This window comes from Streptomyces sp. WI03-4A, from assembly GCF_033792105.1.
GTDB classification, from domain to species: Bacteria; Actinomycetota; Actinomycetes; order Streptomycetales; family Streptomycetaceae; genus Streptomyces; species Streptomyces collinus_A.
Map to the genome: position 1 here is coordinate 23,941 of NZ_JARAUO010000035.1, position 25,119 is coordinate 49,059.

Sequence of the window (25,119 nt, forward strand, 5' to 3'; positions counted from 1 at the left end):
CGTTGCGCTGCGAAAAGAGACTGTACAGGAGGTGGGCCGCCTGGTCGAACTCACCCCCTGTGCGCGTTCGGTCACGGTGCGACGGCGTCGATCGCCTTCACGATCCGCTTGTCGGAGACCGGGTACGCCGTGCCCAGCGCGTGGGCGAAATAGCTGACCCGCAGCTCCTCGATCATCCAGCGGATGTCCAGGACGGCGGCGGGCACCGGCCGGCCCTGGGGCAGCTGTTCCAGCAGCCAGGCGTACTCGTCCTGCATCTCGTGGACCTTCTCCATGCGGGTGGTGTCCCGCTGGACGTTCGTCGGCATCTGCTGCAGGCGCCGGTCCGCGGCCACCAGATAGCGCATCAGGTCCGGCAGCCGCCGTATGCCCGCCCACGTCACGAAGCCCGGCTTCACGAGGGCGTCGAGCTGCTTGCGGACGTCCGTCAGGTTCGCCAGCAGCGTGGGGCTGCGGACGGCCTTCAGACGGCGCTCACAGGCCTGCCAGGCCGCCAGGACCTGCTGCACCTGCCCGACCGCGCGCACGGTCGTGTCCACGATGTCCGCGCGCACCTTGTCGTAGAGCTTGCGGTACGACTCCTCGTCCCACACCGGGCCGCCGAAGCCGTCGATCAGCCGGTCGGCCGCGGCCGTCGCGCAGTCGTCGAACAGGGCCTGCACGGAGCCGTGCGGGTTGGCGGAGAGCGCCAGCTTCTGGGCGTTGGTCAGCTTTTCGGAAGCGAACTTCGCGGGATTGACCGGGATGTTGCGCAGGATCAGCCGGCGGGTGCCCTTCCACATCGCCTCGGCCTGTTCCGCCTCGGTGTCGAAGAGCCGGACCGAGACCGTGTCGCCGTCGTCCACCAGCGCCGGGTACGCCTTCACCGGCTGTCCGGCCCGGCGCGTCTCGAAGACCCGGGTGAGCGTGCCGATCGTCCAGTCCGTCAGGCCGGTGCGCTCCAGGGACTCGCCGCCCGAGCGGGAGGCGGTCGCCGCCGCGGCCTGGGAGAGCGCCTGGCGGGCCTTCGGCTTCAGCCGCAGCCTGAGCGCCTCCAGGTCCTTGTCCTCGGCGAGCGTCCGGCGCCGCTCGTCGACGATCCGGAAGGTGATCTTCAGATGGTCCGGCACCTTGGCCCAGTCGAAGTCGTCCGCCTCGAAGGGCACGCCGACCATCCGCTTCAGCTCGCGCGCCATCGTCACCGTCAGCGGCTCCTGCAGGGGCACCGCCCGGTCCAGGAACGCCTTCGCGTAGTTCGGCGCGGGCACGTAGTGGCGGCGGACCGGCTTGGGCAGGGAGCGGATCAGCTCCGTGACCACTTCCTCGCGCAGGCCCGGGATCTGCCAGTCGAAGCCTTCGTCGGTGACCTGGTTGAGCACCTGGAGCGGGACGTGCACGGTCACGCCGTCCGCGTCCGCGCCGGGCTCGAACTGGTACGTCACCCGGAACGTGAGCTGCCCCTGCCGCCAGCTGTCCGGGTAGTCGGCCTTGGTGACCGCCCCGGCCGACTCGCGGACGAGCATCTCCCGCTCGAAGTCCAGGAAGTCCGGCTGCTCGTGCCGCTTCCGCTTCCACCAGGAGTCGAAGTGGGCGCCGGAGACGACGTGTTCGGGCACCCGCTGCTCGTAGAAGTCGAACAGCGTCTCGTCGTCCACGACGATGTCCCGGCGCCGCGCCCGGTGCTCCAGCTCCTCGACCTCGCTCAGGAGCCTGCGGTTGTCGGCGAAGAACTTGTGGTGCGTGCGCCAGTCGCCCTCGACCAGCGCGTTGCGGATGAACAGCTCGCGGGAGACCTCGGGGTCGATCCGGCCGTAGTTCACCTTCCGCTGCGCGACGATCGGGACGCCGTACAGCGTCACCTTCTCGTACGCCATCACGGCCGCCTGGTCCTTCTCCCAGTGCGGCTCGCTGTAGGTCCGCTTCAGCAGGTGGCCGGCGAGCGGCTCGACCCACTCGGGCTCGATCTTCGCGTTGACCCGGGCCCACAGCCGGCTGGTCTCCACCAGCTCGGCCGACATCACGAACCTCGGCTGCTTGCGGAACAGCGCCGAGCCGGGGAAGACCGCGAACTTGGCGTTGCGGGCGCCCAGGTACTCGTTCTTGTTGCCGTCCTTCACGTCCTTCATCCCGATGTGGGAGAGGAGGCCGGCCAGGAGGGAGACGTGCACGCGGTCGGCCGGGGCGTCGGCACCCGCAGCGGGCTCCTCCAGGTGCATGCCCATCTGCTTGGCCACGGTGCGCAGCTGGCTGTAGATGTCCTGCCACTCGCGGATGCGCAGGAAGTTCAGGTACTCCTGCTTGCACATCCGCCGGAAGGAGCTGGAGCCCCGCTCCTTCTGCTGCTCGCGGACGTACCGCCACAGGTTCAGGAAGGCGAGGAAGTCGCTGGTCTCGTCCTTGAAGCGGGCGTGCTGCTGGTCCGCCTGGGCCTGCTTGTCGGCCGGGCGTTCGCGCGGGTCCTGGATGGACAGCGCGGCCGCGATGACCATCACCTCGCGGACGCAGCCGTTCTTGTCGGCCTCCAGCACCATGCGGGCCAGGCGCGGGTCGACGGGCAGCTGGGCCAGCTTGCGGCCGGTGTCCGTGAGGCGCTTGCGCGGGTCCTTCTGCTCCGGGTCGAGCGCGCCCAGTTCCTGGAGCAGCTGCACGCCGTCACGGATGTTGCGGTGGTCCGGCGGGTCGATGAAGGGGAACTTCTCGATGTCGCCGAGGCCGGCCGCGGTCATCTGGAGGATGACGGAGGCGAGGTTCGTGCGGAGGATCTCGGCGTCCGTGAACTCCGGCCGGGCGAGGAAGTCGTCCTCGCTGTACAGCCGGATGCAGATGCCGTCGGAGGTACGGCCGCAGCGGCCCTTGCGCTGGTTGGCGCTGGCCTGGGAGACGGGCTCGATGGGCAGCCGCTGCACCTTGGTGCGGTGGCTGTACCGGCTGATCCGGGCGAAGCCCGGGTCGATGACGTACTTGATGCCCGGGACGGTCAGCGAGGTCTCGGCGACGTTGGTCGCCAGAACGATCCTGCGCCCGGTGTGCTGCTGGAAGACCCGGTGCTGCTCGGCGTGCGACAGCCGGGCGTACAGCGGCAGGACCTCCGTGAACCGGTACTGCTTCCTGGTGAGGGCGTCGGCCGTGTCGCGGATCTCCCGCTCACCGGAGAGGAAGACGAGGATGTCGCCCTTGCCCTCCGCCATCAGCTCCTCGACGGCGTCGGTGATCGCGGTGATCTGGTCGCGGTCGGCGTCGTCCGAATCCTCTTCCAGCAGCGGGCGGTAGCGCACCTCCACCGGATACGTCCGCCCGCTCACCTCGACGATCGGGGCGTCGCCGAAGTGCCGCGAGAAGCGCTCGGGGTCGATGGTGGCGGAGGTGATGACGACCTTGAGGTCCGGCCGCTTGGGCAGCAGCTGGGCGAGATAGCCGAGCAGGAAGTCGATGTTGAGCGACCGCTCGTGGGCCTCGTCGATGATGATCGTGTCGTAGGCGCGCAGCTCGCGGTCGGTCTGGATCTCGGCGAGCAGGATGCCGTCCGTCATCAGCTTGACGAAGGTGGCGTCCGGGTTCACCTGGTCGGTGAAGCGCACCTTCCAGCCGACGGTCTCGCCGAGCGGGGTGTCCAGCTCCTCTGCGACGCGCTCGGCGACGGTGCGCGCGGCGATCCGGCGGGGCTGGGTGTGACCGATCATGCCCCGGACCCCACGCCCGAGCTCGAGACAGATCTTCGGGATCTGCGTCGTCTTGCCGGAGCCGGTCTCACCGGCCACGATCACGACCTGGTGATCGCGGATGGCGGCCGCGATCTCGTCCTTCTTCTGGCTGACGGGCAGCTGCTCCGGGTAGCCGACGACGGGCACACGGGAGCGCCGCGCGGCCATCCGGGCCTCGGCCTTGCCGACCTCGGCGTCGATCTCGGCGAGGACGGCGGCGCGGGCCTCCGGCTTACGGATCTTGCGCGCGCCCTCGAGCCGCCTGCCGAGCCGGTGCGCGTCGCGCAGCGACAGCTCGGTCAGACGGGGGGCGAGGGTGCCGAGGGCGGGGGCTGGGTGCGTAGACATACGCGGTCCAGGATCTCACCTCGGGGAAATCGCTGGCGAACGATTTGCCGCGCGGCCGTCACGTGCCCATTCCCCGAGGCGGGTCCGCGCGTGTCCGACACGTCTAGGGGGCGCGCTGGGCGGGCGGTGCGGCGGGGTCCGGCTCCTTGGGCCGTCGGGCCGACCCGTCCCCGAGGGCGATCGACCGCGCGGTGTTGGAGACGGCCTTGATGCCCAGGTAGGCGGTGGTCGTCCCGCTCACCGCGGTGAAGGCGGCGGTCAGCACGCCGACGACCACGGCCTTGTCGCCGTCGAGCCGCCACACGCCGAAGATCGCGACCGCGGCGATGGCGCAGTTGCTGATGACGACCGCCATCAGCCCGTACCGTGCCCGGTACTTCTCCAGGTCGGTGTCCCCGACCGCTCTGGTCCGGTCCTGGCCCATGCGCTCCCCCGTCCCCCCGAGAAAACCCGTGTGATCCGCCCGAACGTAGCGCCGCCCGCCCCCGCTGCCAAGCGGGCGCCGGGCCGCACGACGAAGGCCCCGTCCGGACGGACGGGGCCTTCGAGGTTGTGGCTGGGGCCGGGGTCGAACCGGCGACCTATCGCTTTTCAGGCGATCGCTCGTACCAACTGAGCTACCCAGCCACGAGGCTTCCGGGGAAACCTCAGCGGTCCTGACGGGATTTGAACCCGCGGCCTCCACCTTGACAGGGTGGCGAGCACTCCAAACTGCTCCACAGGACCAAGCTTGTGTGCAACAGTGTCGCACACGATCTTGCGTGCCCCCAACGGGATTCGAACCCGTGCTACCGCCTTGAAAGGGCGGCGTCCTAGGCCGCTAGACGATGAGGGCTATCGGCCCGCCTGCGCGCTTCGCAGCGCGTCGGGGACGTGAGAAGCATATGGGATGGCGGGGAGTATCGCCAAAACGGTTTACGGGGACGCCGGGGACGAGGGCGGGGAGGCCACCGGGGCGGGGGTGGCGCCGGGCAGGTTCTCCTCCGGCAGGTGGCGGCTGACCTCGGCCGTCGTCAGGCCCAGACCGCCGAGCTGGATCGCGTCCCAGGCCTGCAGGCGGCGGGTGTCGCGGTCGAAGTAGAGGATCGAGGCCTCGATGGGCGCCGGGTACCGGCGCTCCACCGCGCGCAGGCCGCTGCCGCCGGTCGAACCCTCCATCCGCAGCCGGGTGCCGTACTTCAGCACCTCGGTGTCCTCGTGGTGCAGGTGCCCGCACAGCACCAGGGGCACCTCGCCGTCCGTCTCCCGGGCGGCCACGGGCTCGTGGGCGATCGCCACGTCCACCGGCGTGCCGGCCGCCCGCTGGTCGCGCAGGGCCGAGGCCAGGCGGTCGCCCGCGAGCCGCTCGGCCGCGTCCCCGCCGCGGGCCTGGGAGCGGTCGGGGGTGAACTGGGGGTCACCGATGCCCGCGAAGCGCAGGCCGCCGACGGTCAGCGCCCGGCCGTCGTCCAGGACGTGCACGTTCTTCAGGTGCCGCAGGTAGCGCTGGGTGACCCGCGAGTCGTGGTTGCCGCGGACCCAGACGTACGGCGCGCCCAGGTCAGGGATCGGGTCCAGGAAGCCGTTCTCCGCCGCCGTTCCGTGGTCCATCGTGTCGCCCGAGTCGACGATCACGTCCACCCTGTACTGCTTCACCAGCGAGGCGATGATCTTCCAGCTCGCCGGGTTGAGGTGGACGTCGGAGACGTGCAGGACCCGCAGGGTGGAGGGGTCCGGCTGGTAGGCCGGGAGCGTGGAGGTGACGTCGTAGAGCTTGGTCACGTTCGTCACCAGGCGGGCCAGTTCCTTCTGGTAGACGTCGAACTCGGCGACGATGCTGCGTGCGTTGCCGACCACGGACGGCGCGGAGGACAGCAGGCCGGAGAACCGGGGTTCGAGCACCGACCTGGGGTTCCAGGTGGCGTACGCCGTCGCGCCCGAGGCGGCGAGCAGGGCGAGCGCCAGGCCGCCGGCCGCCAGGGCGCGGCCCGGACGGCGGTAGACGGCCAGGCCGAGGGCGCACGCCCCGGCGACCACGGCGACCGAGGAGCGCACGGCCAGGTCGAGGGTGCCGTGCTCCACGTCCCGGGCCACCTCGTCCTGGAGGCCGGAGAGCCGTTCGGGGTGGTCGACGAGGGCCGCCGAGCGCAGCGGGTCGAGCTGGTCGACGTTGACGTCCAGGCGGACCGGGGCGACGTGGCTGTCCAGGGTCAGCGCGCCGAGCGGGGAGACGTTGATCTTCGTGCCGCCGGTGAGGGACGGGCGCAGCGCCATGGTCGTGTTCACCGGGCCGACCGGTGCCCGTACGTTGCCGACGACGAGCAGGCCCAGCCAGGCGCCGACGAGCACCACCGCGGCGAGGCCGAGGGCGTTCAGCCACGGCCGGGGGCGGTCGGCGAGTTCGAGGGCGGGGAGCGGGCGGGCGGACGGGCGGGTGCGGCGTTTCAGCATGCGGTCCAGGGCTGCGACGGGGACGCGGGCCATTGGGGCCGTATGCCCGGACACCGTCGCCGGTATGCGGCGGCCGCGCACTCTCGGTCCGCGCCCCGGTGCCGGAGAATGACGGTGTGCTGGAGATGACGCGCGAGGAGTTCGAAGAACTGGTCGCCGAGGCGCTCGACCGGATCCCCCCGGAGCTGACGCGGCTCATGGACAACGTCGCGGTGTTCGTCGAGGACGAACCGCCCGCGGACGATCCCGAGCTGCTCGGGCTCTACGAGGGGACCCCGCTGACCGAGCGGGGCGAGTGGTACGCCGGGGTACTGCCGGACCGGATCACCGTGTACCGGGGCCCGACGCTGCGGATGTGCGCGTCCCGGGCGGACGTGGTGGCCGAGGTCGAGGTGACCGTGGTGCACGAGATCGCCCACCACTTCGGGATCGACGACGCCCGGCTGCACGCGCTCGGGTACGGGTGACCGGGGGCCGGACCGGGTCCGGTTCGAACGTGGCGCGTGTCCTCTTGCGGGCGACGGGAGTTGGGGAGGTTGACTCCCTTTCTTTTCCGCGGAGGTGGCCGCCGTGCGCCCCTTGTACGTACCCGTCCGTCTGGCCGTCGTGGTGCTGGCCGTCACGACCGCCGCCGGCTGTGTGAGCGTGGGTGACGACGCGGGCCGGGCCCGGCCGGCGCACTCGGCGGGGCAGCGCGGCGGTGAGGCGCCGGACGGCGGTCCCGGAGGGGGCGGCGGCGGTCCGGGGTACGGCGGCCGGGCGGCCGACGGCAAGCACGGGCACGGCGGCAAGGCGAAGCGGGGCGAGTCGGCGTCGGCGTCGGCCACGCCGTCCGGCGCGGACAGCACGTCCGCGGCGCCGTCGAAGCCGGGCCGGCCGGGAGGCGGCGCGGCCTCCGGAGACCCGGCGCCGACCGAGGACCACCCGACGCCCCCGGCGACCTCCGCCCCGCCGGAGCCCCCGGCGACCACTCCGCCGGCGCCTCCCACCGATCAGCCGTCGGCCGAGCCGTCGTCCTCGGCGCACGAGGACCCGGAGCCGCAACTGGCGCAGCGGGAGCCGGCGCCGCGGGCGGGGGTGCCGGTGTAGGGAGTGACGAGGGTCTCCATGGAGCGGTTTGCCTTCGGGGGCCGGGGGTGCGTATGGTGGTAGATCGTTTGATCCCATTTGCCCGGCGCCACTGCAGAGCGCGCCGTGTGGCGCGTACTCTCCTTTGCCGTGGCGGACCGCATTGAGGCGGTCGTAGAGCGAATCACGGAGTTGACGGGCGCGTGCCGAAGAGACTCCGGAAGGTTTCGCATTCGCATGTCCGTGTCCAGTACTGATCACATCGTCGTGTCCGAGAACGAGAACGAGCTCGACGACGTGACCACCGAGGTCATCGAGACCACTGACACCCCCCAGACCACCGACACCCCTGAGATCACCTTCGCCGACCTCGGGCTTCCCGAGGGCGTCGTGCGCAAGCTCGCGCAGAACGGTGTGACCACCCCCTTCCCGATCCAGGCCGCGACCATCCCGGACGCCCTGGCCGGCAAGGACATCCTCGGCCGTGGCCGCACCGGCTCCGGCAAGACCCTCTCCTTCGGTCTGCCCACCCTGGCCACGCTGGCCGGCGGCCGCACCCAGAAGCACAAGCCCCGCGCCGTCATCCTGACCCCGACGCGCGAGCTGGCCATGCAGGTGGCCGACGCCCTCCAGCCGTACGGCGACGTCCTCGGCCTGAAGATGAAGGTCGTCTGCGGCGGTACGTCGATGGGCAACCAGATCTACGCCCTGGAGCGCGGCGTCGACATCCTCGTCGCCACCCCGGGCCGGCTGCGCGACATCATCAACCGCGGCGCCTGCTCCCTCGAGGACACCCAGATCGCGGTCCTCGACGAGGCCGACCAGATGTCCGACCTGGGCTTCCTGCCCGAGGTCACCGAGCTGCTCGACCAGGTCCCGGCGGGCGGCCAGCGGATGCTGTTCTCCGCCACGATGGAGAACGAGATCTCCACGCTGGTCAAGCGCTACCTGACCAACCCGGTCACGCACGAGGTCGACAGCGCCCAGGGCAACGTCACGACCATGTCGCACCACATCCTCATCGTGAAGCCCAAGGACAAGGCGCCGGTCACCGCCGCGATCGCCTCCCGCAAGGGCCGCACGATCATCTTCGTCCGCACCCAGCTGGGCGCCGACCGCATCGCCGAGCAGCTCCGTGACGCCGGTGTGAAGGCCGACGCGCTGCACGGCGGCATGACCCAGGGCGCCCGCACCCGGACGCTGGCCGACTTCAAGGACGGTTACGTCAACGCGCTCGTCGCGACCGACGTCGCCGCCCGCGGCATCCACGTGGACGGCATCGACCTGGTGCTGAACGTGGACCCGGCCGGCGACCACAAGGACTACCTGCACCGCGCGGGCCGCACCGCGCGTGCCGGCCGCACCGGCACGGTCGTCTCGCTGTCCCTGCCGCACCAGCGGCGGCAGATCTTCCGCCTGATGGAGGACGCGGGCGTCGACGCCGCGCGCCACATCATCCAGGGCGCCGGCGCCTTCGAGCCGGAGGTCGCCGAGATCACCGGCGCCCGGTCGATGACCGAGGTCCAGGCGGAGTCCGCGAACAACGCGGCGCAGCAGGCCGAGCGTGAGCTCGCCCAGCTCACCAGGGAGCTGGAGCGCGCCCAGCGCCGCGCCGCCGAGCTGCGCGAGGAGGCCGACCGGCTGGTCGCCCGGGTCGCCCGCGAGCGCGGCGAGGACCCGGAGAGCGCGGTGGCCGAGGCCCAGGCGACCGCGGCCCAGGCCGTGGCCGAGCCGGCCGTGGCCGAGGAGCCGGCCCAGCGCGAGACCGAGCGTGACGAGCGCCCGGCGGCTTCGGCGCCGTACGAGCGCCGGGAGCGCCGTTCCTTCGACCGCGACCGCGGCGAGCGCGGCTTCGAGCGCCGTGACGACCGTGGTGACCGCGGTGGTGACCGTGGCGGGCGTTCCTTCGAGCGTCGTGACGAGCGTCGTCCGTTCGACCGCGACCGCGGTGACCGTGGTTTCGAGCGTCGCGACGACCGTGGCGGTGACCGTGGTGGCCGTTCCTTCGAGCGTCGTGACGAGCGTCGTCCGTTCGACCGCGACCGTGGCGAGCGTGGTTTCGAGCGCCGTGACGACCGCGGTGGCGACCGTGGCGGGCGTTCCTTCGAGCGCCGCGACGACCGGGGTGACCGGGGTGGCGACCGCGGTGGTGACCGTGGCGGGCGTTCCTTCGAGCGCCGCGACGAGCGCCGTCCGTTCGACCGCGACCGTGGTGGCCGTTCCTTCGAGCGCCGTGACGAGCGGGGCGGCTTCCGCCGCGACGAGCGCGGTGGCCACCGGGGCAGCGACCGTCCGTTCAACCGCGACCGCCGCGACGACCGTCCGGGCTTCCGCTCCGCCGGTCACGACCGCCCCTACGGCCGTCGTGACGACCACCGCGGCTCCGGCTCCGGTTCCGGCTCCGGTTCCGGCTCCTTCGGCCGCCGCGACGACAAGCCGCGCTGGAAGCGCAACGGCTGACACAGGGTGACCGGCTGACCGCCGGTCCCCGCGAACAAAGGCTGCGGGCCCCGGATCTCTCCGGGGCCCGCAGCCTTTTCAGCAGGTGGACATGGGTGGGCGGATGGCGTGCCGGGTGCGCTGCAGCCGCAGCGCGAGCTGCACCTCCAGGGCCCGCACCGGCTCCTGCCAGCTGGACCCGAGGAGTTCGGTGATCCGTTCAAGGCGCCGGGAGACGGTGTTGGGGTGGACGTGCAGGGCCTCGGCGGCCCGGCGCGGGCTGCCGCCGGAGGCGAAGTACGCCTCCAGGGTGCGGACAAGGCCGGTGCAGTGCTGGTCGTCGTAGGCGAGCACCGGGCCGATCGTGGTCTGTACGAAGGCCGTGATGTCGGGGCTGTCGGCGAGCAGCAGGCCGAGGAAGCCCAGTTCCTGCGCCGAGGCGCTGCCGCCGTCGGCGCCGAGCGCGGTGAGCGCCTCCAGACAGCGTCTGGCCTCCTGGTAGGTGCCGTGGACCAGGCCGGGGTGGGCGACCGGCCCGGCCGAGCCGACCGTCACCCGGCGGCCGGTCACCGTGGACAGCTCGGCGGTGACGGCCCGCCCCGCGGCCGCCGAGTCGGTGCCCGGGACCAGCAGCACGAGGCGGTCGTCGACGATGGTCTGCAGGCCCGCCATCCGGTGGGCGTACGACGACGCCCAGACCAGCGCGCGGCCGCTCGCCCCGCCGTCCGGCCGGGCGATGAGCACGACGTGCGGGTCCTCCAGGGCGACCCCGAGCCGCCGGGCGTGCACCGCGAGCTGCTCGGGCGCGCGCGGCGAGTCGACGATCAGGTCCTGGAGCAGTCGGCTGCGGCCCCCGTCGGGGGAGGTCTCGGCGCCGGCCTGCATGCGCAGCAGGACCGCGACGGACTGGGCCGTGGCGCGCAGCAGGCGCAGTTGGTGCTCGATGGCGGGGCCGCGCGGGGCCAGGATCAGCGTGCCGAGCACCTCGCGGCCCGCGACGGCCGGGCAGAGCCACAGGCCGTCGCCGGAGCGGATGGGGGCGAGTTCGGTGTGGGCGTCCAGGGTGCGCTGGAACAGTTCCGCCTCGTCCACGCGGGGGAAGCCGTTGGTGACGGCCAGGGTCCGGCCGGTGGCGTCCCGCACCATCAGGGCGCCGCCCAGTTCGGCGGCGGCGCGGCCCGCCATCTCGCCGAGTCCGTGGCCGCTGAGCACCATGTCGATGAGCCGGGTGTGTACACCGCTGACCAGGCGCTCGGCGGTGGAGGAGTCCAGTGCCCGGGACACGTCGAGTTCGAGTTCGCTCAGCTCGGACTGGGTCTGCGCGAGCAGCCGGGCCTTCTTGATGGCCAGGGAGGCCAGGTCGCCGAGCGAGGACATCAGGGTGATCTCGTCGGGCGTGAGGTGGCGGACCGAGCGGTCGGCGCCGTAGAGGGCGCCGAAGGTGTCGCCGCCCTCCTTCAGGGGCACCGCCATCAGGCCGTGCAGCCCCTCGGCCGCGACCACCTCGTCGGTGGCCGCCGAGTGCGGGAAGCGGTCGTCGCCGAGGTAGTCGGAGGTCCAGAAGGGTCCGGAGCGGTCGGCGGCCGCGTTGCCGACCCCGCCCTGGGCCGGGACCACGAAGCCCGGGGTCAGGGTCGAGGCGTGGCCGTCGGAGATGCGCACGTAGGAGCGGCCGTCGGCGGCGTCCCTGAGAGCGATCCACGACATGTCGAAGTTCAGCAGCAGCCTGGCCCGGCGGGTGATCACCTGGAGCAGCGCGTCCACGTCGTACGGGAGGGTCAGTTCCCGTGCGGTGTCCACGAGCGCGGCGAGGGCGGCCTCGCGCTGCTGGCGGCGGGCGAACAGGCCGTGGATGTCGCGGGCGAGGGTGCGGGCGCGCTCGAGGAGGGCCAGGGACTCCGCCGGCACGAACTCGCCGGTGCCGGCGTCCGGGGGTGGTTCGAAGCGGTCGGGCGGGGCCTCGCTCGCGAGCAGTTCGAGAAGTCTGACCAGTTCGTCCTGCACGAAGTCGTCCGTGTGCCGCACCGACCTCACCCCCAGTTTGATCTGCGGCGCCTGCGGCGCGTGGCTCTGCCGAGCTTTCGTGAACCTAGATTGCGTGCATGACGGGAGTCAACGATGGCTAGAACCAGTAGCCTTGAGCTGACCTTTGGCCGGATTCGCACACACCGGCCCGCCCCGCGGTGACCGGAACACCGTCCGTCCGGTCCGCAGCGGTTACCCCTGCACATTCCTGTGTGACGTCCGGTCACCCGACAATAAGCCCTGACGGCGCGCCGGGTCGGCCCGCTCGCGCGGTCGTGGGATGTCCGACGGGGGGACGGGAAAACATGTCGGGAACGCAGAGCTATGTACGGTCGCTGGAGCGCAGTCACCTGTCGCTCACGCGCCCGGACCGGCCGTCCGAGTTCGATCTGATGGGGTTGCGCTGGGATCTTCTTGACGAAGTGTTTGCCCCCGTCTTCTCGCCGTCGACCGCCGTGGCGCTCGAACTGCTCGGTCTCGCGGACGCCGGACCGGGCGACTGGGCGGGTTCCTTCCTTGAGATCGGCTGCGGGACCGGGGTCATCGCGGTGCGGGGCGCGCTCGCCGGGTGCGAGCGGGTGGTGGCCGCCGACGTGAACCCCCGGGCGGTCGAGAACGCGGCGCTCAACGCGGTGCGGCACGGGGTGGGTGACCGGGTACGGGCGGTGCGGAGCGATCTGTTCTCCGCGCTTCAGCAGGAACGTTTCGACATGGTCTTCTGGAGCTCCAACTACGTGCGCGCGCCCGAGGACTACACCTACCGGTGCATGCACGAACGCGCCTACGTGGACCCCGGCTACCGCGCCCACCGGCGGTACCTGGCCGAGGCGCCGCGGCGGCTCGCCCCGGGCGGCCGGGCCCTGCTGCACTTCAGCAGCCGCGGGGACCTTGACGAGCTGCACGGGATCGCCCGCGCGTGCGGGCGGGAGCTGCGGGTGGTGCGGTCGGTGGAAGTGGTCGAGGGGGAGTACGGCGACGACGTCGTCGAGCACCTGCTGCTGGAGGTCCTCGCGGACGGCGGGGACCACGGCTGACCGGCGGTGCCGGCCTCGGGGCGCCGCGGGTGGCGGCCGGGCCGCGGACCGGGAGGGAACGGGCGCAGCGGGAACGACCGGCCCGCCGCCGTCCGGGCGGCGGTTGGACGCGGGCACGCGCCGGTGAGGTCCGGCCGCCGGGGCCCGCAGACGGGGGAGCGTGGTGGCGTGGTGACCCATTCGTGGCGGGACGCCTTTCACAGTGAACTGACGGCGGTGGCCGGGCGGGACGGCCGGGTCGTCTGCCTGGAGACCCTGTCCCGCGCCAAGGACCATCCGTTCGAGGCGGCCCACCCGGACCGCTTCTTCTCGCTGCCCAGCGTGGGCTCGGTGATGACGCAGATGGCGACGGGGCTGGGCGCGGCGGGGTTCAGGCCGTTCGTGGTGCTCACGGCGGGCGGCGGCGCGGGGGAGGGGCGGCCGGTGGTGCCGCCGGCGTGGTGGCGGGACTGCCTGGAGGCGGGCGCGACGGTGGTGGTGCCGCCCGAGGCGTTCCCGGACGGCTACGACGAGGTGCGGCGGATGCCCGGGGTGCCGCTCGCGGTGCCGTGCGGCGAGGCGGAGATCCGGGCGGTGGTGCGGCAGGCCGCCCGGTCCCCGCGGCCGCACTGCCTGGTGCTGGGCGAGGGGCCGGGGACGGTACGGGCCGCCTACGGGGAGGGCGAAGTGCCGCTGGTGTCCTGGGAGCTGACCGGGACGGCCGCCGACACCCGGCTGGTCTCCGTGGGCGCGGCCGGTACGCGGCTGGCCCTGGCGGCGCGGGCGGCGGCACCCCGGCTCGGCCACGCCCATCTGGTGTACGTGGACGAGGCGCGGCTGTCCGCTGCGGCCGGGGAGATCGCGGGGCGGCCGGGGAAGCTGGTGGTGATCGCGGCGCCACGGCTGCTCGACCCGGTCCTGAGGGCGATGCGGGCGCGGATGCCGGACCGGCCGGTGCTCGGGGTGCCGGCCTGCGCGGGGCGTGCGGACGTGGCGCAGGTGCTGGCGGCCGCCGCCGGGGTGTCGGCGGGGTCCTGAGCGCCCGCACGCCCGGCTTCGCCTTCGGCGGGAGTCCGTTCCCACCCCACCACCCGTGCGGCCATCGTCGGCGGGCGCGGGTGGGGTCCGCTCGGCACCGTCGTCGGCGGCCGCGGGTGGGGTCCGCTCGGCACCGTCGTCGGCGGCCGCGGGTGGTCTTCGCTCGGGTCCCTTCGCGGGCGGGAGGTCAGCTCAGGGCGTCCTCCAGGAGGCGGGACTGGGCCAGGGCGTAGGCCAGTTGGGCGCGGCTCTTGCTGTTCAGGGCCTCCGCCGCGCGGCCGATGTGGGTGGAGACGGTCCGCGCGCTGATGCCCAGGCGCTTGGCTATGGCCGCGTCCGTGTGGCCCTCGATCATCAGCCGCAGGACGGTGCGCCGGGTCTCGTCGGTCATCAGCGGCGGGCGCGCCTGCTCCTGGGTGATGCTGAGCGGCTCCGCGCGCTGCCAGGCGTGGTCGAAGACCGTGGCCAGGTAGTGGACGATCGCCGGGTGCTCGATGGTCAGGGCCGTCGTCTTCAGGTCGTGCCGCGGGTCGGGGATGAAGGCGATCTTGCGGTCGAAGATGATCAGCCGGTCGAACAGCTCGTTGAGGGTGCGCACCTCGACGCCCACCGCCGACACCTGCTCGATGTAGGCGAGCGTGGGCCCGTGGGTGCGCACGGAGTGCTGGTACAGCGTGCGCTGGCGGATGTCGCGCTCGGCCAGTTCCAGGGTCCGGCGCAGCGCCTTGCTGAGCAGCGCGGTGGCCCGGCCCCCGCCCGGCTGGGCGGTCAGCAGCTCCGCGCGGCAGGCGTCGGCCGACTTCTGCAGCGCCGCGCTGATCACGTCCTCCCCGTGCAGCAGCCGGATGTCGGCCGAGGCGGTGCCCTGCTCCTCGCGGTAGACGTCCTCCGCCGCGCTCAGCGCCTCGCGTACGGCCGCGACGGCCTGCTGCTGGACGAGGATGGCGCGCTCGATGGGCCGGCAGAACTCGCTCACCGCGATGTCCGGCGGCACCACGCCCATGATCCGCGGGTTTTCGGCCAAAGGCCGCATCAGCCCCAACTCGACGAGGCAGTCGGGGACATCCCCATCAATCGGACCTTTCGTAAGCGCTTGCCGGTACCGGGCCAGACCCTCGTCGCAGAGCCTGACCACATGAGGATGGGAGGGATTGTCCGACTTCCTGCACATTCGTTCCCCCTTCAGAAATGCGCAATGCGCGATCACGAGGCTACCAAGCGAAGAAATCCGGCCCCGGACTGCGGCATGCTTCTCGCGGCGGAAGGCAGCAGCGCCTATCAGCCACCTGGGAGGGAATCCGTATGAATTCCATAGAAGCGAGTGCCAAGCGATTCACCGCGATATTCGCCCTCATGTTCCTCCTCGGGCTCGGAGCCCAGTCGGCCGAAGCGGCCACCCACGCGCAGACGGCCGCCCAGTCGGCCAACACCCCCGCCCACGACCCGGAATGGGGCTGACCGAAGCACCGGGCGGACGTCCGACGAACTCATAGGGGGAAGCGAAAGTGCCTCGTCGGAATCCGGAAACCGTCGGAATCATTCTCGCGGGCGGCAGGGGGGAGCGGGCCAAGCCCATCACCCTCGAGTCATCCGACTACATTCGCAGCAAGGCGCTTATCCCGTTCGTCGGGAGGCGGCTCGTCGAATGGGTCGTCGAAGCCTGCAGGGACCAGGGAATCCGCCGCTTCTACGTGGTGGCCCACGGTCTGGAGAACCGCAACCAGATCAAGCTCCTGCTCGGCCACGGCGAGCGCCACGGGGTGGACGTGCGCTACTCGCGCTCGCGCCTCGACCGCTACAACGTCGGCTCGGCCGGAGCCACGCTGCACAACCTCGAACAGTGGGACCTCCAGGGGCAGGCCCTGGTGCTGCCGGTCGACTCGCTCTTCGACTTCGACCTGAGGGAACTGCGCGCGACGCACGACCGGCGCGACGCCGTGGTGACGGTGGCCGCGGTGGAACGCACGGCACGGGAGATCGCCGGCAAGTACGGGGTCATGCGCACCGACGCGCGGGGGCTGGTGACGGGCTTCGTCGAGAAGCCGGCCGCCGCACGGCTCGGCGAGCTGTTCCCGGACGCGGTCGCCGACGAGCGGGCGACCCTGCCCACCAACGCCGGGATGTACCTGGTGGACTGCGGCCGGCTGCGCCTGCTGGCCCGCGAGCCGGGGCTGTTCAGGCAGACCCACCAACGGCTCGACTGGGGCGGGGACCTGCTGCCCTGGTTGGCCGCGCACGGTCACCCGGTCGCCGCCCACGCCATCGGCCGGCTCGGCGACCTGGGCAACGTGCCCGACTACCTGCACACCCTGCGGCTGGTGCTCGACGGCGCGTACGAGCACATGAACCGGCTCATGGAGCGCTCCGGGCAGGCCGGGGCGCACGGCTGGGTCCACGAGAGCAGTCTGCAGACCAAGGACGACCTGACCGGCACGACGCTCGCCCAGAAGATCGAGGACGGATCGGTGCTGATCGGTCCCGGGGTGCGCATCGGCCACGACGTCGAGATCGGTCCGGGCGTACGGCTGGAGCACACGGACGTCGGCGACGGGGCCGAGATCCGTGAGGGCAGCGCGCTCGTGCACTCCGCCGTCGGCGAGTCCGCGGTGATCGGCGCCCACGCCGACGTCTCGGACTCCTACGTCGGGCCGATGGCGGTCATCCACTCGGAGCGCGCCCGGCCGACCCGCCTTGAGGGACACACAGCGATCGGCGACGGGGCCGTGCTGCGTCCCGGGTCCCGGTTCCGCGGCGTCACGGTCTACCCGCGGCTGCGGGTGCCCACGCTGACCGGCGTGCCGGCCGCGACCGAGCTGAGAAGCGCCGACGACGTCCTGCGCTGGGTGTGACCCGGCCGGACCACAGGCGTCAGACGAAGAGGGGGAATCATGCACATGCACGGCCCCATAGCGGTGATCGGCGGCGCGGGTCGGCTCGGCGCCCTCGTGACCAGGAGACTGGCCGAGGCGGGCGAGCGGGTCCGGGTGGTGAGCCGGCACCCGGAGCGAGGAGCGGCCCCGCCGCCCGGAACCGAGCTGCGGCAGGCGGACGTACGGTACCTGGACGCGCTGGAGCCCGCGCTGCGCGGCACGGCCGCCGTGGTGTTCTGCGTGGAGCCGGGCACCGCCGACTCCGGCCCGGACAGCCCCGAGACCACGGTCTACAGCGGGGTGCGCAACGTGCTGGCGGCGGCCGCGGAGAACCCGGTGCGACCGCGCTTGCTCCTGGTGAGCCAGATCTTCGTGACCCGGCGCGAGCACCCGATGAACGCCTACGGGCGGCTGCTGGACTGGCGGCTGCGCGGCGAGGACGCGGTCCGCGACTCGGGGTTCGTCTACACGGTCGTACGGCCGGGCTGGCTCACCGACGACGGCGGCGCGGGCGCGGGCGTCCGGCTCGAACAGGACGACCGCGGTGACGGCTGGGTCTCGCGCGCCTCGGTGGCCGAGGCCTGTGTCCGGGCCCTGGGCTCCGCCGCGGCCACCGGCCGCACCTTCGAGCTCTACAACGAGCCGGGCACGGCGCCCGCGGACTGGGAACCGCTGTTCCGCAGGCTGACCCCGGACCCGCTGCCCGCCCTGCGGCCCTAGGGCCTGTTGCGAAAGTGGCGCCTGCCGTGCGACGCCCGGCCGCCCCGCGGGCGACGACGCCACCTTCCCGACAGGCCCTAGGAGTACGGCCCCGGCCCGGGGCCGTACGGACGACGGGGCGGGTGCCACCCCCGACCGCCCGCCCCGTCCCTCACCCGCCGGCTCCACCCCCCCCGGAGCCGGCGGGACCCGGCCGGGGCCGGCGCCCCGGCGGACGCGACCGCGCGTCCGCGGCGCCGGCCCGCGGCGTTAAAACACGCTTTCCAGAGAGGGCCGAACCATGCCCGGCGAACATCAAATCGTGGAGTCCGCCGAGATTTCCGAGAATGTGGTCTCCGAAATCGTCTCCCGCACGTTCCGATCCATTCCGCGCAGCGACCAGAGGCGTTGGGGCGAACTTTATGTGAGAGGTCTGCTCTCCGTTTCCGGCAGGAAGACGATGCGGGCGATCGCCGACGGAGCGGGCGGCGGGGTGGAGCAGAGCCTCTACCAGTTCATCACCAAGTCGCCGTGGGCCGCCGAGCCGGTGCGCCGCGAGCTGGCGGACCTGCTGCTGCGGCTCGAACCGCGCGCCTGGGTGGTCCACCCGCTGGTCATCTCCAAGGTGGGCCGGCACTCGGTGGGCGTGGAGCGCCGGTGGGTGTCGAGTCACGGACGGGTCGTCAACTGCCAGCAGGCCGTCGGTGTGTGGCTGGCCGGCGACCGGGCGTCCTGCCCCGTCGACTGGCGCCTGGCGCTGCCCGAGAGCTGGGCGGGCGAGGCGTCGCTGCGGCGCCGCGCCTGCATCCCCGAGGACATCGGCTCCTGCCCGCCCGAGCAGTGCGCGGTGCAGTCCGTCTCCGCGATGGCCGGGGACTGGGGACTGCCGCACCGGCCGGTGGTCATGGACCTGCGCGAGAGCGACGCGTACGCCGTCTGCGCCGTGCTGCTGGAACGCCGTATGCCCTTCGTCGTACGGATCGACCCGGCGGCCCGCGGCCTGGCCGTGCGGCCGGTGCGCCCCTCGGTGCGCCCGGGCGGGCCCGAGCGGTTCTCCGAGGACACGGGCGCGCCCTGCCCGCCCGGCTCCCCGCTCGCCCTGGTGCCGGAACTCAGCCGGCAGTGCCTGCCCGTGGAGTGGTACGACCACGAGGCGGACGCCCTGCGGGCGACGTCGGTGGGCGCCGCCAGGGTGCTGCTGCGCCGGACGGGCCCCGACGCCCCCCGCCCGCTCCCCGCCGACCAGCAGGAACTCATCCTGGTCGGCGCCTGGCGGGACCCGGGCCGGCGCACCCCGAGCGCGTACTGGCTGTCGAACCTGCCCCAGTCGCAGCTCGGCACCGTCTACCGCACCGCCATGCTCGCCCAGCGCGTCACCCGGGACCTGGCCGAGGTCAGCGAGGGGCTCGGCATCCGCGACTTCGAGGGCCGCTCCTTCCGGGGCTGGCACCACCACATGACGATGGTCTCGCTGGCGCACGCGGCCACCGTGCTGTCCGCGGCGCGGCGCCCCGCGGCCTGGCCACCGGCGGTGCGGATGCCCGCGCCCCGCGAGCGGACGGCGGTGCGTGCCGCGTGACGACCCTCGTGGACACGGAACTGGAGCGGGTGCGCACCGCACTCGACGGGCTGCTCGCGTCCTGGCTGCCCGGCCGCCGCTGGTTCGCCGGCAAGGACACCGGGACGCCCGAGGTCACCGTCCGGCTCCTGGAGCGGGTGCTGCCGGGCGACCCGGCGCTCCTGGTCGCGATCTTCGACGCCGGCGAGGACGGCCCCTACCAGGCGCTGCTCGGACTGCGCCGGGGACCGGCCGCCGCGCCGCCGGACGCGGTGGTCGGACGGCTGACCGCACCCGGCGGCCCGGCCCTGACCCTGTACGAGGCCACCGAGGACCCGGAGCTGATGACCAGGCTGCTGGAGTGCTTCGGCACCGGCCCGCGGGGCCCGGTGCGCTTCGAGCGGCTGCCCGGCAGCGAACTGCCGCTCGGCGTCCCCGGGGTGGCGAGCACGGCGGAGCAGTCGAACACCTCGGTGGCCTTCGCGGACCGGGCGATGTTCAAGGTGCTGCGCCGCCCGGTGCCCGGCACCAGCCCGGAACTGGAGCTGCTCGGCGCGCTGCAGCGGGCCGGTGGCGTGCCCAGCGCGGCACCGCTGGCCCACGTGCGCACCACGGACGAGTCCCCGGTGGGCGCCCTGACGCTGGGCATCCTCCAGGAGTTCGTGCGCTCGCGCGGCGACGGCTGGGCCGCCGCCACCGGCCGGGCCCGCGCCTATCTGACGGGCGAGGACGGCGCCGGGTCACCGGCCGGGGCCTTCGCCGAGGAGTCGTACGGTCTCGGCCTTGCGACCGCCCGGGTGCACACCGCGCTGGCCGGGCAGCTCGGCAGCCGACCGCTGACCGGGCCGGAGAGCGAGGCCCTGCTCGACCTGCTGGGCGAGCGGCTGGCCGACGGCCTGCGGGCGGTGCCCCGGCTGGCGCCGTACGCGGACGGGTTGTGGGACCTGCACGAGGAGCTGCGCCGCGGCGTGCTGGGCGGCCGCCCGCCGCTCGTCCAGCGGGTCCACGGGGACCTGCACCTGGGGCAGGTGCTGCGCACCGGGGAGGGCTGGGTGCTCATCGACTTCGAGGGTGAGCCAGGGCACTCGCCCGAGGAGCGGCGGCGGCCGCAGCCCGCCCTGCGTGACGTGGCGGCGATGCTGCGCTCCTTCGACTACGCGGCCCACCACGCCCTGGCCGAGGTGCTGGGCCGGCCGCCGGCCGAGGCCGCCGCCGGCGACCCGCGGGCGGCCCGCCGGGCCACCGCCTGGGCCGTGCACAACCGGCAGGCGTACTGCGCCGGTTACGCGGCCGGCGGCGGCCAGGACCCGCGCCGTGCCCCGGTGCTGGTGCGCGCCTTCGAGGCGGACAAGGCCGTGTACGAGGCGGTGTACGAGGCCCACAACCGGCCCGCGTGGCTGCCGATACCGCTCGCCGCCGTCCGCCGCCTCGTCGAGGAATTCCGGCACGATAACTGAAAGTTCAGGAAGTCCACGAACGCTCTTTGTCCGCATGGTCCATGCCCGCTGAAGATATGACACGTTCGCGGAATGTCAGGAACGGGAGAATCGATGGTTCATCAGTCCCGGACGAATTCAAACTCATAATGCGAAGGGTGTGACCATGTCCGACACCGTCAACTTCACGTTTTCCGACACCATCGCGGGTCGGGTGGCCGGATTCGACCGCGAGGCGCGCGTCTTCACCCTCGTCACCGCCGACGGCCGCCCCTTCGAGGTCTCCCTGGACGGCGGCCCCTCCGCGGAGCTGCTGCACAACCTCGGGGAGCCCTACCAGGACGCCTCCGGACACATCGACGCGCTGCTGGAGGAGGACCGGTACGTCCTCGCGTACGGCATCTTCTACCCGGTGGCCGGCGGGCTGCGGTTCGAGGCCAAGCGACTGGTCTTCACGGGGCGGCAGACGGACGACCACCGGTTCGAGGAGGCCGGCTGGTGGATCCGGCAGATCCGGGAGATCGCCACCTTCTACCGCAAGGCCCAGTTCGGCGACGGACCGGTGGACTTCACGCGCTACCGCACCGAGATCCGGCTCAGCGGCGACAAGACCGCGAGCCACGTCCAGGAGACGGACACCATCTCCCGGCTGGTCTACGGCATGGCCTCCGCGTTCCTGCTCACCGGCGACGACGAGTACCTGGAGATCGCCGAGCGGGGCACCGAGTACCTGCGCGAGCACATGCGGTTCGTGGACGCCGACGAGAACGTCGTGTACTGGTACCACGGGCTCAAGGTGGACGGGGACGTCGAGACCAAGCTGTTCACCTCGGAGTTCTCCGACGACTACGACGCCCTGCCCGCATACGAGCAGATCTACGCGCTGGCCGGCCCGGTGCAGACCTACCGGATCACCGGCGACCCCCGCATCAAGGCCGACGCGGACGCCACCATCCGCCTCTTCGACCGGTTCTACCTGGACCCGGAGCACGGCGGGTACTTCTCGCACATCGACCCGATCCTGCTCAGCCCGGACCACGAGTCGCTCGGCCCCAACCGGGCCCGTAAGAACTGGAACTCCGTCGGCGACCACGCCCCGGCCTACCTGATCAACCTGTACCTGGCCACCGGCGAGAAGACGTACGCCGACATGCTGGAGTACACCTTCGACACCATCGTCGGGCGGTTCCCGGACCCGGAGCACAGCCCCTTCGTGCAGGAACGGTTCCACAAGGACTGGTCGCACGACACCACGCACGGCTGGCAGCAGAACCGCGCCGTCGTCGGCCACAACCTCAAGATCGCCTGGAACCTGCTGCGGATGCACGCGCTGCGGCCCAAGGACGACTACCTGGAGCTGGCCACCTCGCTGGGCGAGACCATGCCCGAGTGGGGCGCGGACCGCCAGCGCGGCGGCTGGTACGACGTGGTGGAGCGGACCCGGGTGGCGGGCGAGGACCGGCACCGGTTCACCTGGCACGACCGCAAGGCGTGGTGGCAGCAGGAGCAGGCGATCCTCGCCTACCTCATCCTGCACGGCACGACGGGCCGCGCCGACTTCCAGGGCGAGGCCCGGGACGCGCAGGCCTTCTACAACGCCTTCTTCCTCGACCACGACGAGGGTGCCGTCTACTTCAACGTGCTGGCGAACGGGCTGCCGTACCTCCTCGGGGTCGAGCGGCTCAAGGGCAGCCACTCGATGTCGATGTACCACTCGGCCGAGCTGTGCTACCTCGCGGCCGTCTACAACAACCTGCTGCTGGGGGGCAGCGCCATGGACTTCTGGTTCAAGCCGGACCCCGCGCTGATCGAGGGCCGGGTGCTGCGGGTGGCCCCCGACCTGCTGCCGCACGGCCGCGTGCGGATCGAGTCGGTGGAGATCGACGGCGAGCCGCACCCGGCGTTCGACGCCGAGGCGCTGCTCGTCCACCTGCCCGAGACGTCGGGGCGGGTCAAGGTGAAGGTGCGACTGGCCCCCGTGGCCCGGACGGAGGTGGCGGGATGACCGTCAAGCTCAGCTCCCGCAGCGAGGGCGACACCGCGGTCGTCGTCCTCGAAGGAGAGATCAACTCGACCACGTCCGGCGGGCTCCAGGCCCAGCTCCTGCCCTTCGTCGGACAGGGCAGCCGGCTGGTCATCGACCTCAGCGGGGTCAGCTACGTCTCCAGCGCGGGCCTGCGCACCCTGCTGATCGTGCACCGCAGGGCCCAGCAGCTCGAGACCGGGGTGACCCTGGTCGGCCTGTCGGAGGAGGTCCGGTTCGTGATGTCCGCCACGGGGTTCCTGGACTTCTTCCGGATCGAGGAAGACCTGGACGCCGCACGGGAACGCACGGGCCGATGACCACCCCGGAGGTACGCGAGCGCGTCGACGCGTTCCCCACCCGCCGCATCAACGGCTACCGGGTCAGGGCCGGCCGGCCCTTCCCGTACGGCGCTCATCCGGTGCCCGGCGGGATCAACTTCTCCGTCTACTCCGACCGGGCCACCGCGATGCGGCTGGTGCTCTTCGAACGCGGTGCCCGCCGCCCCACGGCCGAACTGGAGTTCCCACCGGAGTTCCGCACCGGCAGCGTGTACGCGATGACGGTCTTCGGGCTCGACCCGGAGAACCTGGAGTACGGCTTCCGCGCCGACGGCCCCTTCGACCCGGAGGCCGGCGACCGGTTCGACGCCGGCAAGGTGCTCAGCGACCCCTACGCCCGGCTGGTCTCCGGCCGGGACGTGTGGGGGCGGGAGCCGGACTGGGACGACGTCTACCCCTACCGGGCCAAGGTGCTCGACGAGGACTTCGACTGGGGCGACGACACCCCGCTCGGTATCCCCACCGAGGACCTGGTCGTCTACGAGACCCACGTGCGCGGCTTCACCCGCCACCCGTCGTCCCGGGTGAGCGCCCCGGGCACCTACACGGGTCTGCGGGAGAAGATCCCCTACCTGCGGGACCTCGGCGTCAACTGCGTCGAGCTGCTGCCGGTCTTCGAGTTCGACGAGCTGGACAACCCGCGTACCGACCCGGCGACCGGCGGGCGCCTGCACAACTACTGGGGCTACAACACCGTCTCGTTCTTCGCGCCCAAGGCCGGGTACGCGGCCACCGGCCGGTTCGGGATGCAGGCCGACGAGTTCAAGACCCTCGTCAGGGAGCTGCACCGGGCCGGCATCGAGGTCGTCCTCGACGTGGTCTTCAACCACACCGCCGAGGGCAACGAGCACGGTCCGACCATCTCGTTCCGCGGCCTGGACAACGCCACGTACTACATGCTGACGCCGCGCGGCGAGTACTACAACTTCAGCGGCACCGGCAACACCGTCAACTGCAACCACCCCGTGGTCCGCGACTTCGTGCTGTCCTGCCTGCGCTACTGGGTGGCCGAGTACCACATCGACGGCTTCCGGTTCGATCTCGCCGCCATCCTCGACCGGGCCCCCGACGGCACCCCGCTGCCCAACCCGCCGCTGCTGGAGCAACTGGCCCACGACCCGATCCTGCGCCACACCAAGCTGATCGCCGAGGCGTGGGACGCGGCCGGCCTCTACCAGGTCGGCGCGTTCCCCAACTACGGCCGCTGGTCGGAGTGGAACGGCAAGTACCGCGACACCGTGCGCCGCTTCGTCAAGGGCGAGCCCGGTCTGGTCGGCGAGCTGGCCACCCGCATGGCCGGTTCCCCCGACCTGTACCGCGGCCGCACCGCCTCCGCCTCGGTCAACTTCGTCACCGCGCACGACGGGTTCACCCTGAACGACCTGGTGACGTACAACGGCAAGCACAACGAGGCCAACGGCGAGGACAACCGCGACGGGGGCGACGACAACCACAGCTGGAACTGCGGCGAGGAGGGGCCCAGCGCCTCGGCGCGCGTCCGCGACCTCAGGACGCGCCAGATGAAGAACATGCTCGGCGTCCTGCTGACCAGCCAGGGCGTCCCGATGATCCTGGCCGGCGACGAGGTCGGGCGCACCCAGCTCGGCAACAACAACGGCTACTGCCAGGACAACGAACTGTCCTGGTTCGACTGGGGGCTCCTCGGGGCCAACGCCGAGCTGCTGGAGTTCACCCGGTCCCTGATCGCCTTCCGGCACGCCCATCCCGTCCTGCGCACCGCCGACCACCCCGTCGGCTCCGACCAGGTCGGCAGCGGCTACCCCGACATCAGCTGGCACGGCGTACGGGCCTGGCACCCGGACTGGTCCGCGCACAGCAGGGTGCTCGGCCTGATGCGCTGCGGCCGGCACGCCAAGGGCGGCACCGTCGCCGACGACCACGTCTACATCGCCGTCAACGCGCACTGGGAAGCGCACGACCTGGAGCTGCCCGGCCTGCCCGAGGGACAGGCGTGGCACCTGTTCGCCGACACCTCACTGGCCGCACCGCACGGGCTCGCCCCGGTGGGCGGCGAGAGCGAGCTGCACCATCCGGGGCGCTACCACCTGGGCCCGCACGCGCTGGTGATCCTCGTCGGCCGGGACCGGCGCACCGGCTGACCGCCGTACCGGCCGACCGCCGTACCGAGCC

Annotated in this window: 18 protein-coding genes and 3 tRNA genes; 13 read left to right on the top strand and 8 right to left on the bottom strand. The window is 72.4% G+C overall.

Features of this window, described 5'->3' with window-relative positions; translation table 11 throughout:
- Positions 1-71: 71 nt before the first annotated feature.
- The 6 genes from hrpA to PV343_RS28915 all read right to left on the bottom strand — a co-directional run bounded on the left by hrpA (position 72) and on the right by PV343_RS28915 (position 6,491).
- Positions 72-4,028, bottom strand: coding sequence for an ATP-dependent RNA helicase HrpA (hrpA, locus tag PV343_RS28890; RefSeq protein ID WP_319149933.1), 3,957 nt, complete (start codon positions 4,026-4,028; stop codon positions 72-74).
- 103 nt (positions 4,029-4,131) lie between these two features.
- Entirely contained in the window at positions 4,132-4,452 is a 321-nt protein-coding gene (locus PV343_RS28895) for a hypothetical protein (protein ID WP_319149934.1), read from the bottom strand.
- A 129-nt stretch (positions 4,453-4,581) separates the two neighbouring features.
- Positions 4,582-4,655, bottom strand: a tRNA-Phe gene (locus tag PV343_RS28900).
- Positions 4,656-4,679: 24 nt separating this feature from the next.
- A tRNA-Asp gene (locus PV343_RS28905) sits at positions 4,680-4,754 on the bottom strand.
- A 36-nt stretch (positions 4,755-4,790) separates the two neighbouring features.
- Positions 4,791-4,863: transfer RNA gene (locus PV343_RS28910), tRNA-Glu, on the bottom strand.
- A gap of 80 nt (positions 4,864-4,943) precedes the next feature.
- The gene (locus PV343_RS28915) at positions 4,944-6,491 is read right to left on the bottom strand and encodes a metallophosphoesterase family protein (protein WP_319149935.1); all 1,548 of its coding nucleotides are present in this window, start codon (positions 6,489-6,491) and stop codon (positions 4,944-4,946) included.
- Between the two features lie 83 nt (positions 6,492-6,574).
- On the opposite strand from PV343_RS28915, the gene PV343_RS28920 reads away from it, so the two are divergent.
- From PV343_RS28920 to PV343_RS28930, 3 genes are all read left to right on the top strand, one after another.
- Complete coding sequence (locus tag PV343_RS28920; protein ID WP_020940940.1) at positions 6,575-6,925, top strand: metallopeptidase family protein; 351 nt, start codon at positions 6,575-6,577, stop codon at positions 6,923-6,925.
- A 103-nt stretch (positions 6,926-7,028) separates the two neighbouring features.
- Positions 7,029-7,547, top strand: coding sequence for a hypothetical protein (locus PV343_RS28925; protein ID WP_319149936.1), 519 nt, complete (start codon positions 7,029-7,031; stop codon positions 7,545-7,547).
- 216 nt (positions 7,548-7,763) lie between these two features.
- A complete protein-coding gene (locus PV343_RS28930) occupies positions 7,764-9,986 on the top strand; it encodes a DEAD/DEAH box helicase (RefSeq protein WP_319149938.1) in 2,223 nt (740 codons plus the stop codon).
- Positions 9,987-10,064: 78 nt separating this feature from the next.
- On the opposite strand, the gene PV343_RS28935 is transcribed toward PV343_RS28930, so the two are convergent.
- Positions 10,065-11,990, bottom strand: coding sequence for a helix-turn-helix domain-containing protein (locus tag PV343_RS28935; protein ID WP_319149939.1), 1,926 nt, complete (start codon positions 11,988-11,990; stop codon positions 10,065-10,067).
- 305 nt (positions 11,991-12,295) lie between these two features.
- On the opposite strand from PV343_RS28935, the gene PV343_RS28940 reads away from it, so the two are divergent.
- Positions 12,296-13,024, top strand: a complete 729-nt coding sequence (locus tag PV343_RS28940) for a methyltransferase domain-containing protein (RefSeq protein WP_319149940.1) — start codon at positions 12,296-12,298, stop codon at positions 13,022-13,024.
- 168 nt (positions 13,025-13,192) lie between these two features.
- The gene (locus PV343_RS28945; RefSeq protein ID WP_319149941.1) at positions 13,193-14,041 is read left to right on the top strand and encodes a hypothetical protein; all 849 of its coding nucleotides are present in this window, start codon (positions 13,193-13,195) and stop codon (positions 14,039-14,041) included.
- 187 nt (positions 14,042-14,228) lie between these two features.
- Here the strand turns inward: PV343_RS28945 and PV343_RS28950 are convergent, their stop codons facing one another.
- Positions 14,229-15,065 carry a helix-turn-helix transcriptional regulator gene (locus PV343_RS28950; RefSeq protein WP_387953697.1) on the bottom strand — a complete coding sequence of 279 codons (837 nt, stop codon included), beginning with the start codon at positions 15,063-15,065 and terminating at the stop codon, positions 14,229-14,231.
- 278 nt (positions 15,066-15,343) lie between these two features.
- On the opposite strand from PV343_RS28950, the gene PV343_RS28955 reads away from it, so the two are divergent.
- The 8 genes from PV343_RS28955 to glgX all read left to right on the top strand — a co-directional run bounded on the left by PV343_RS28955 (position 15,344) and on the right by glgX (position 25,088).
- A complete protein-coding gene (locus tag PV343_RS28955; RefSeq protein WP_319149943.1) occupies positions 15,344-15,499 on the top strand; it encodes a hypothetical protein in 156 nt (51 codons plus the stop codon).
- Between the two features lie 47 nt (positions 15,500-15,546).
- On the top strand, positions 15,547-16,890 hold the full coding sequence (locus PV343_RS28960) for an NDP-sugar synthase (RefSeq protein ID WP_319149944.1): 1,344 nt from the start codon (positions 15,547-15,549) through the stop codon (positions 16,888-16,890).
- Between the two features lie 39 nt (positions 16,891-16,929).
- Positions 16,930-17,631 (top strand): SDR family oxidoreductase, encoded by a 702-nt coding sequence (locus tag PV343_RS28965; RefSeq protein ID WP_319149945.1) that lies wholly within the window; start codon positions 16,930-16,932, stop codon positions 17,629-17,631.
- 280 nt (positions 17,632-17,911) lie between these two features.
- Positions 17,912-19,189: a transposase gene (locus PV343_RS28970; protein ID WP_319149946.1), complete on the top strand. Its 1,278-nt coding sequence runs from the start codon at positions 17,912-17,914 to the stop codon at positions 19,187-19,189.
- Positions 19,186-20,625 (top strand): maltokinase N-terminal cap-like domain-containing protein, encoded by a 1,440-nt coding sequence (locus tag PV343_RS28975; RefSeq protein ID WP_319149947.1) that lies wholly within the window; start codon positions 19,186-19,188, stop codon positions 20,623-20,625. The genes PV343_RS28970 and PV343_RS28975 overlap by 4 nt, the downstream gene beginning before the upstream one ends.
- A gap of 145 nt (positions 20,626-20,770) precedes the next feature.
- Positions 20,771-22,609 (top strand): AGE family epimerase/isomerase, encoded by a 1,839-nt coding sequence (locus PV343_RS28980; RefSeq protein ID WP_319149948.1) that lies wholly within the window; start codon positions 20,771-20,773, stop codon positions 22,607-22,609.
- A complete protein-coding gene (locus PV343_RS28985; RefSeq protein ID WP_317444222.1) occupies positions 22,606-22,947 on the top strand; it encodes an STAS domain-containing protein in 342 nt (113 codons plus the stop codon). Before PV343_RS28980 ends, PV343_RS28985 begins: the two co-directional genes overlap by 4 nt.
- Positions 22,944-25,088, top strand: coding sequence for a glycogen debranching protein GlgX (gene glgX / locus PV343_RS28990; protein WP_319149949.1), 2,145 nt, complete (start codon positions 22,944-22,946; stop codon positions 25,086-25,088). Before PV343_RS28985 ends, glgX begins: the two co-directional genes overlap by 4 nt.
- The last annotated feature ends 31 nt before the right edge of the window (positions 25,089-25,119 follow it).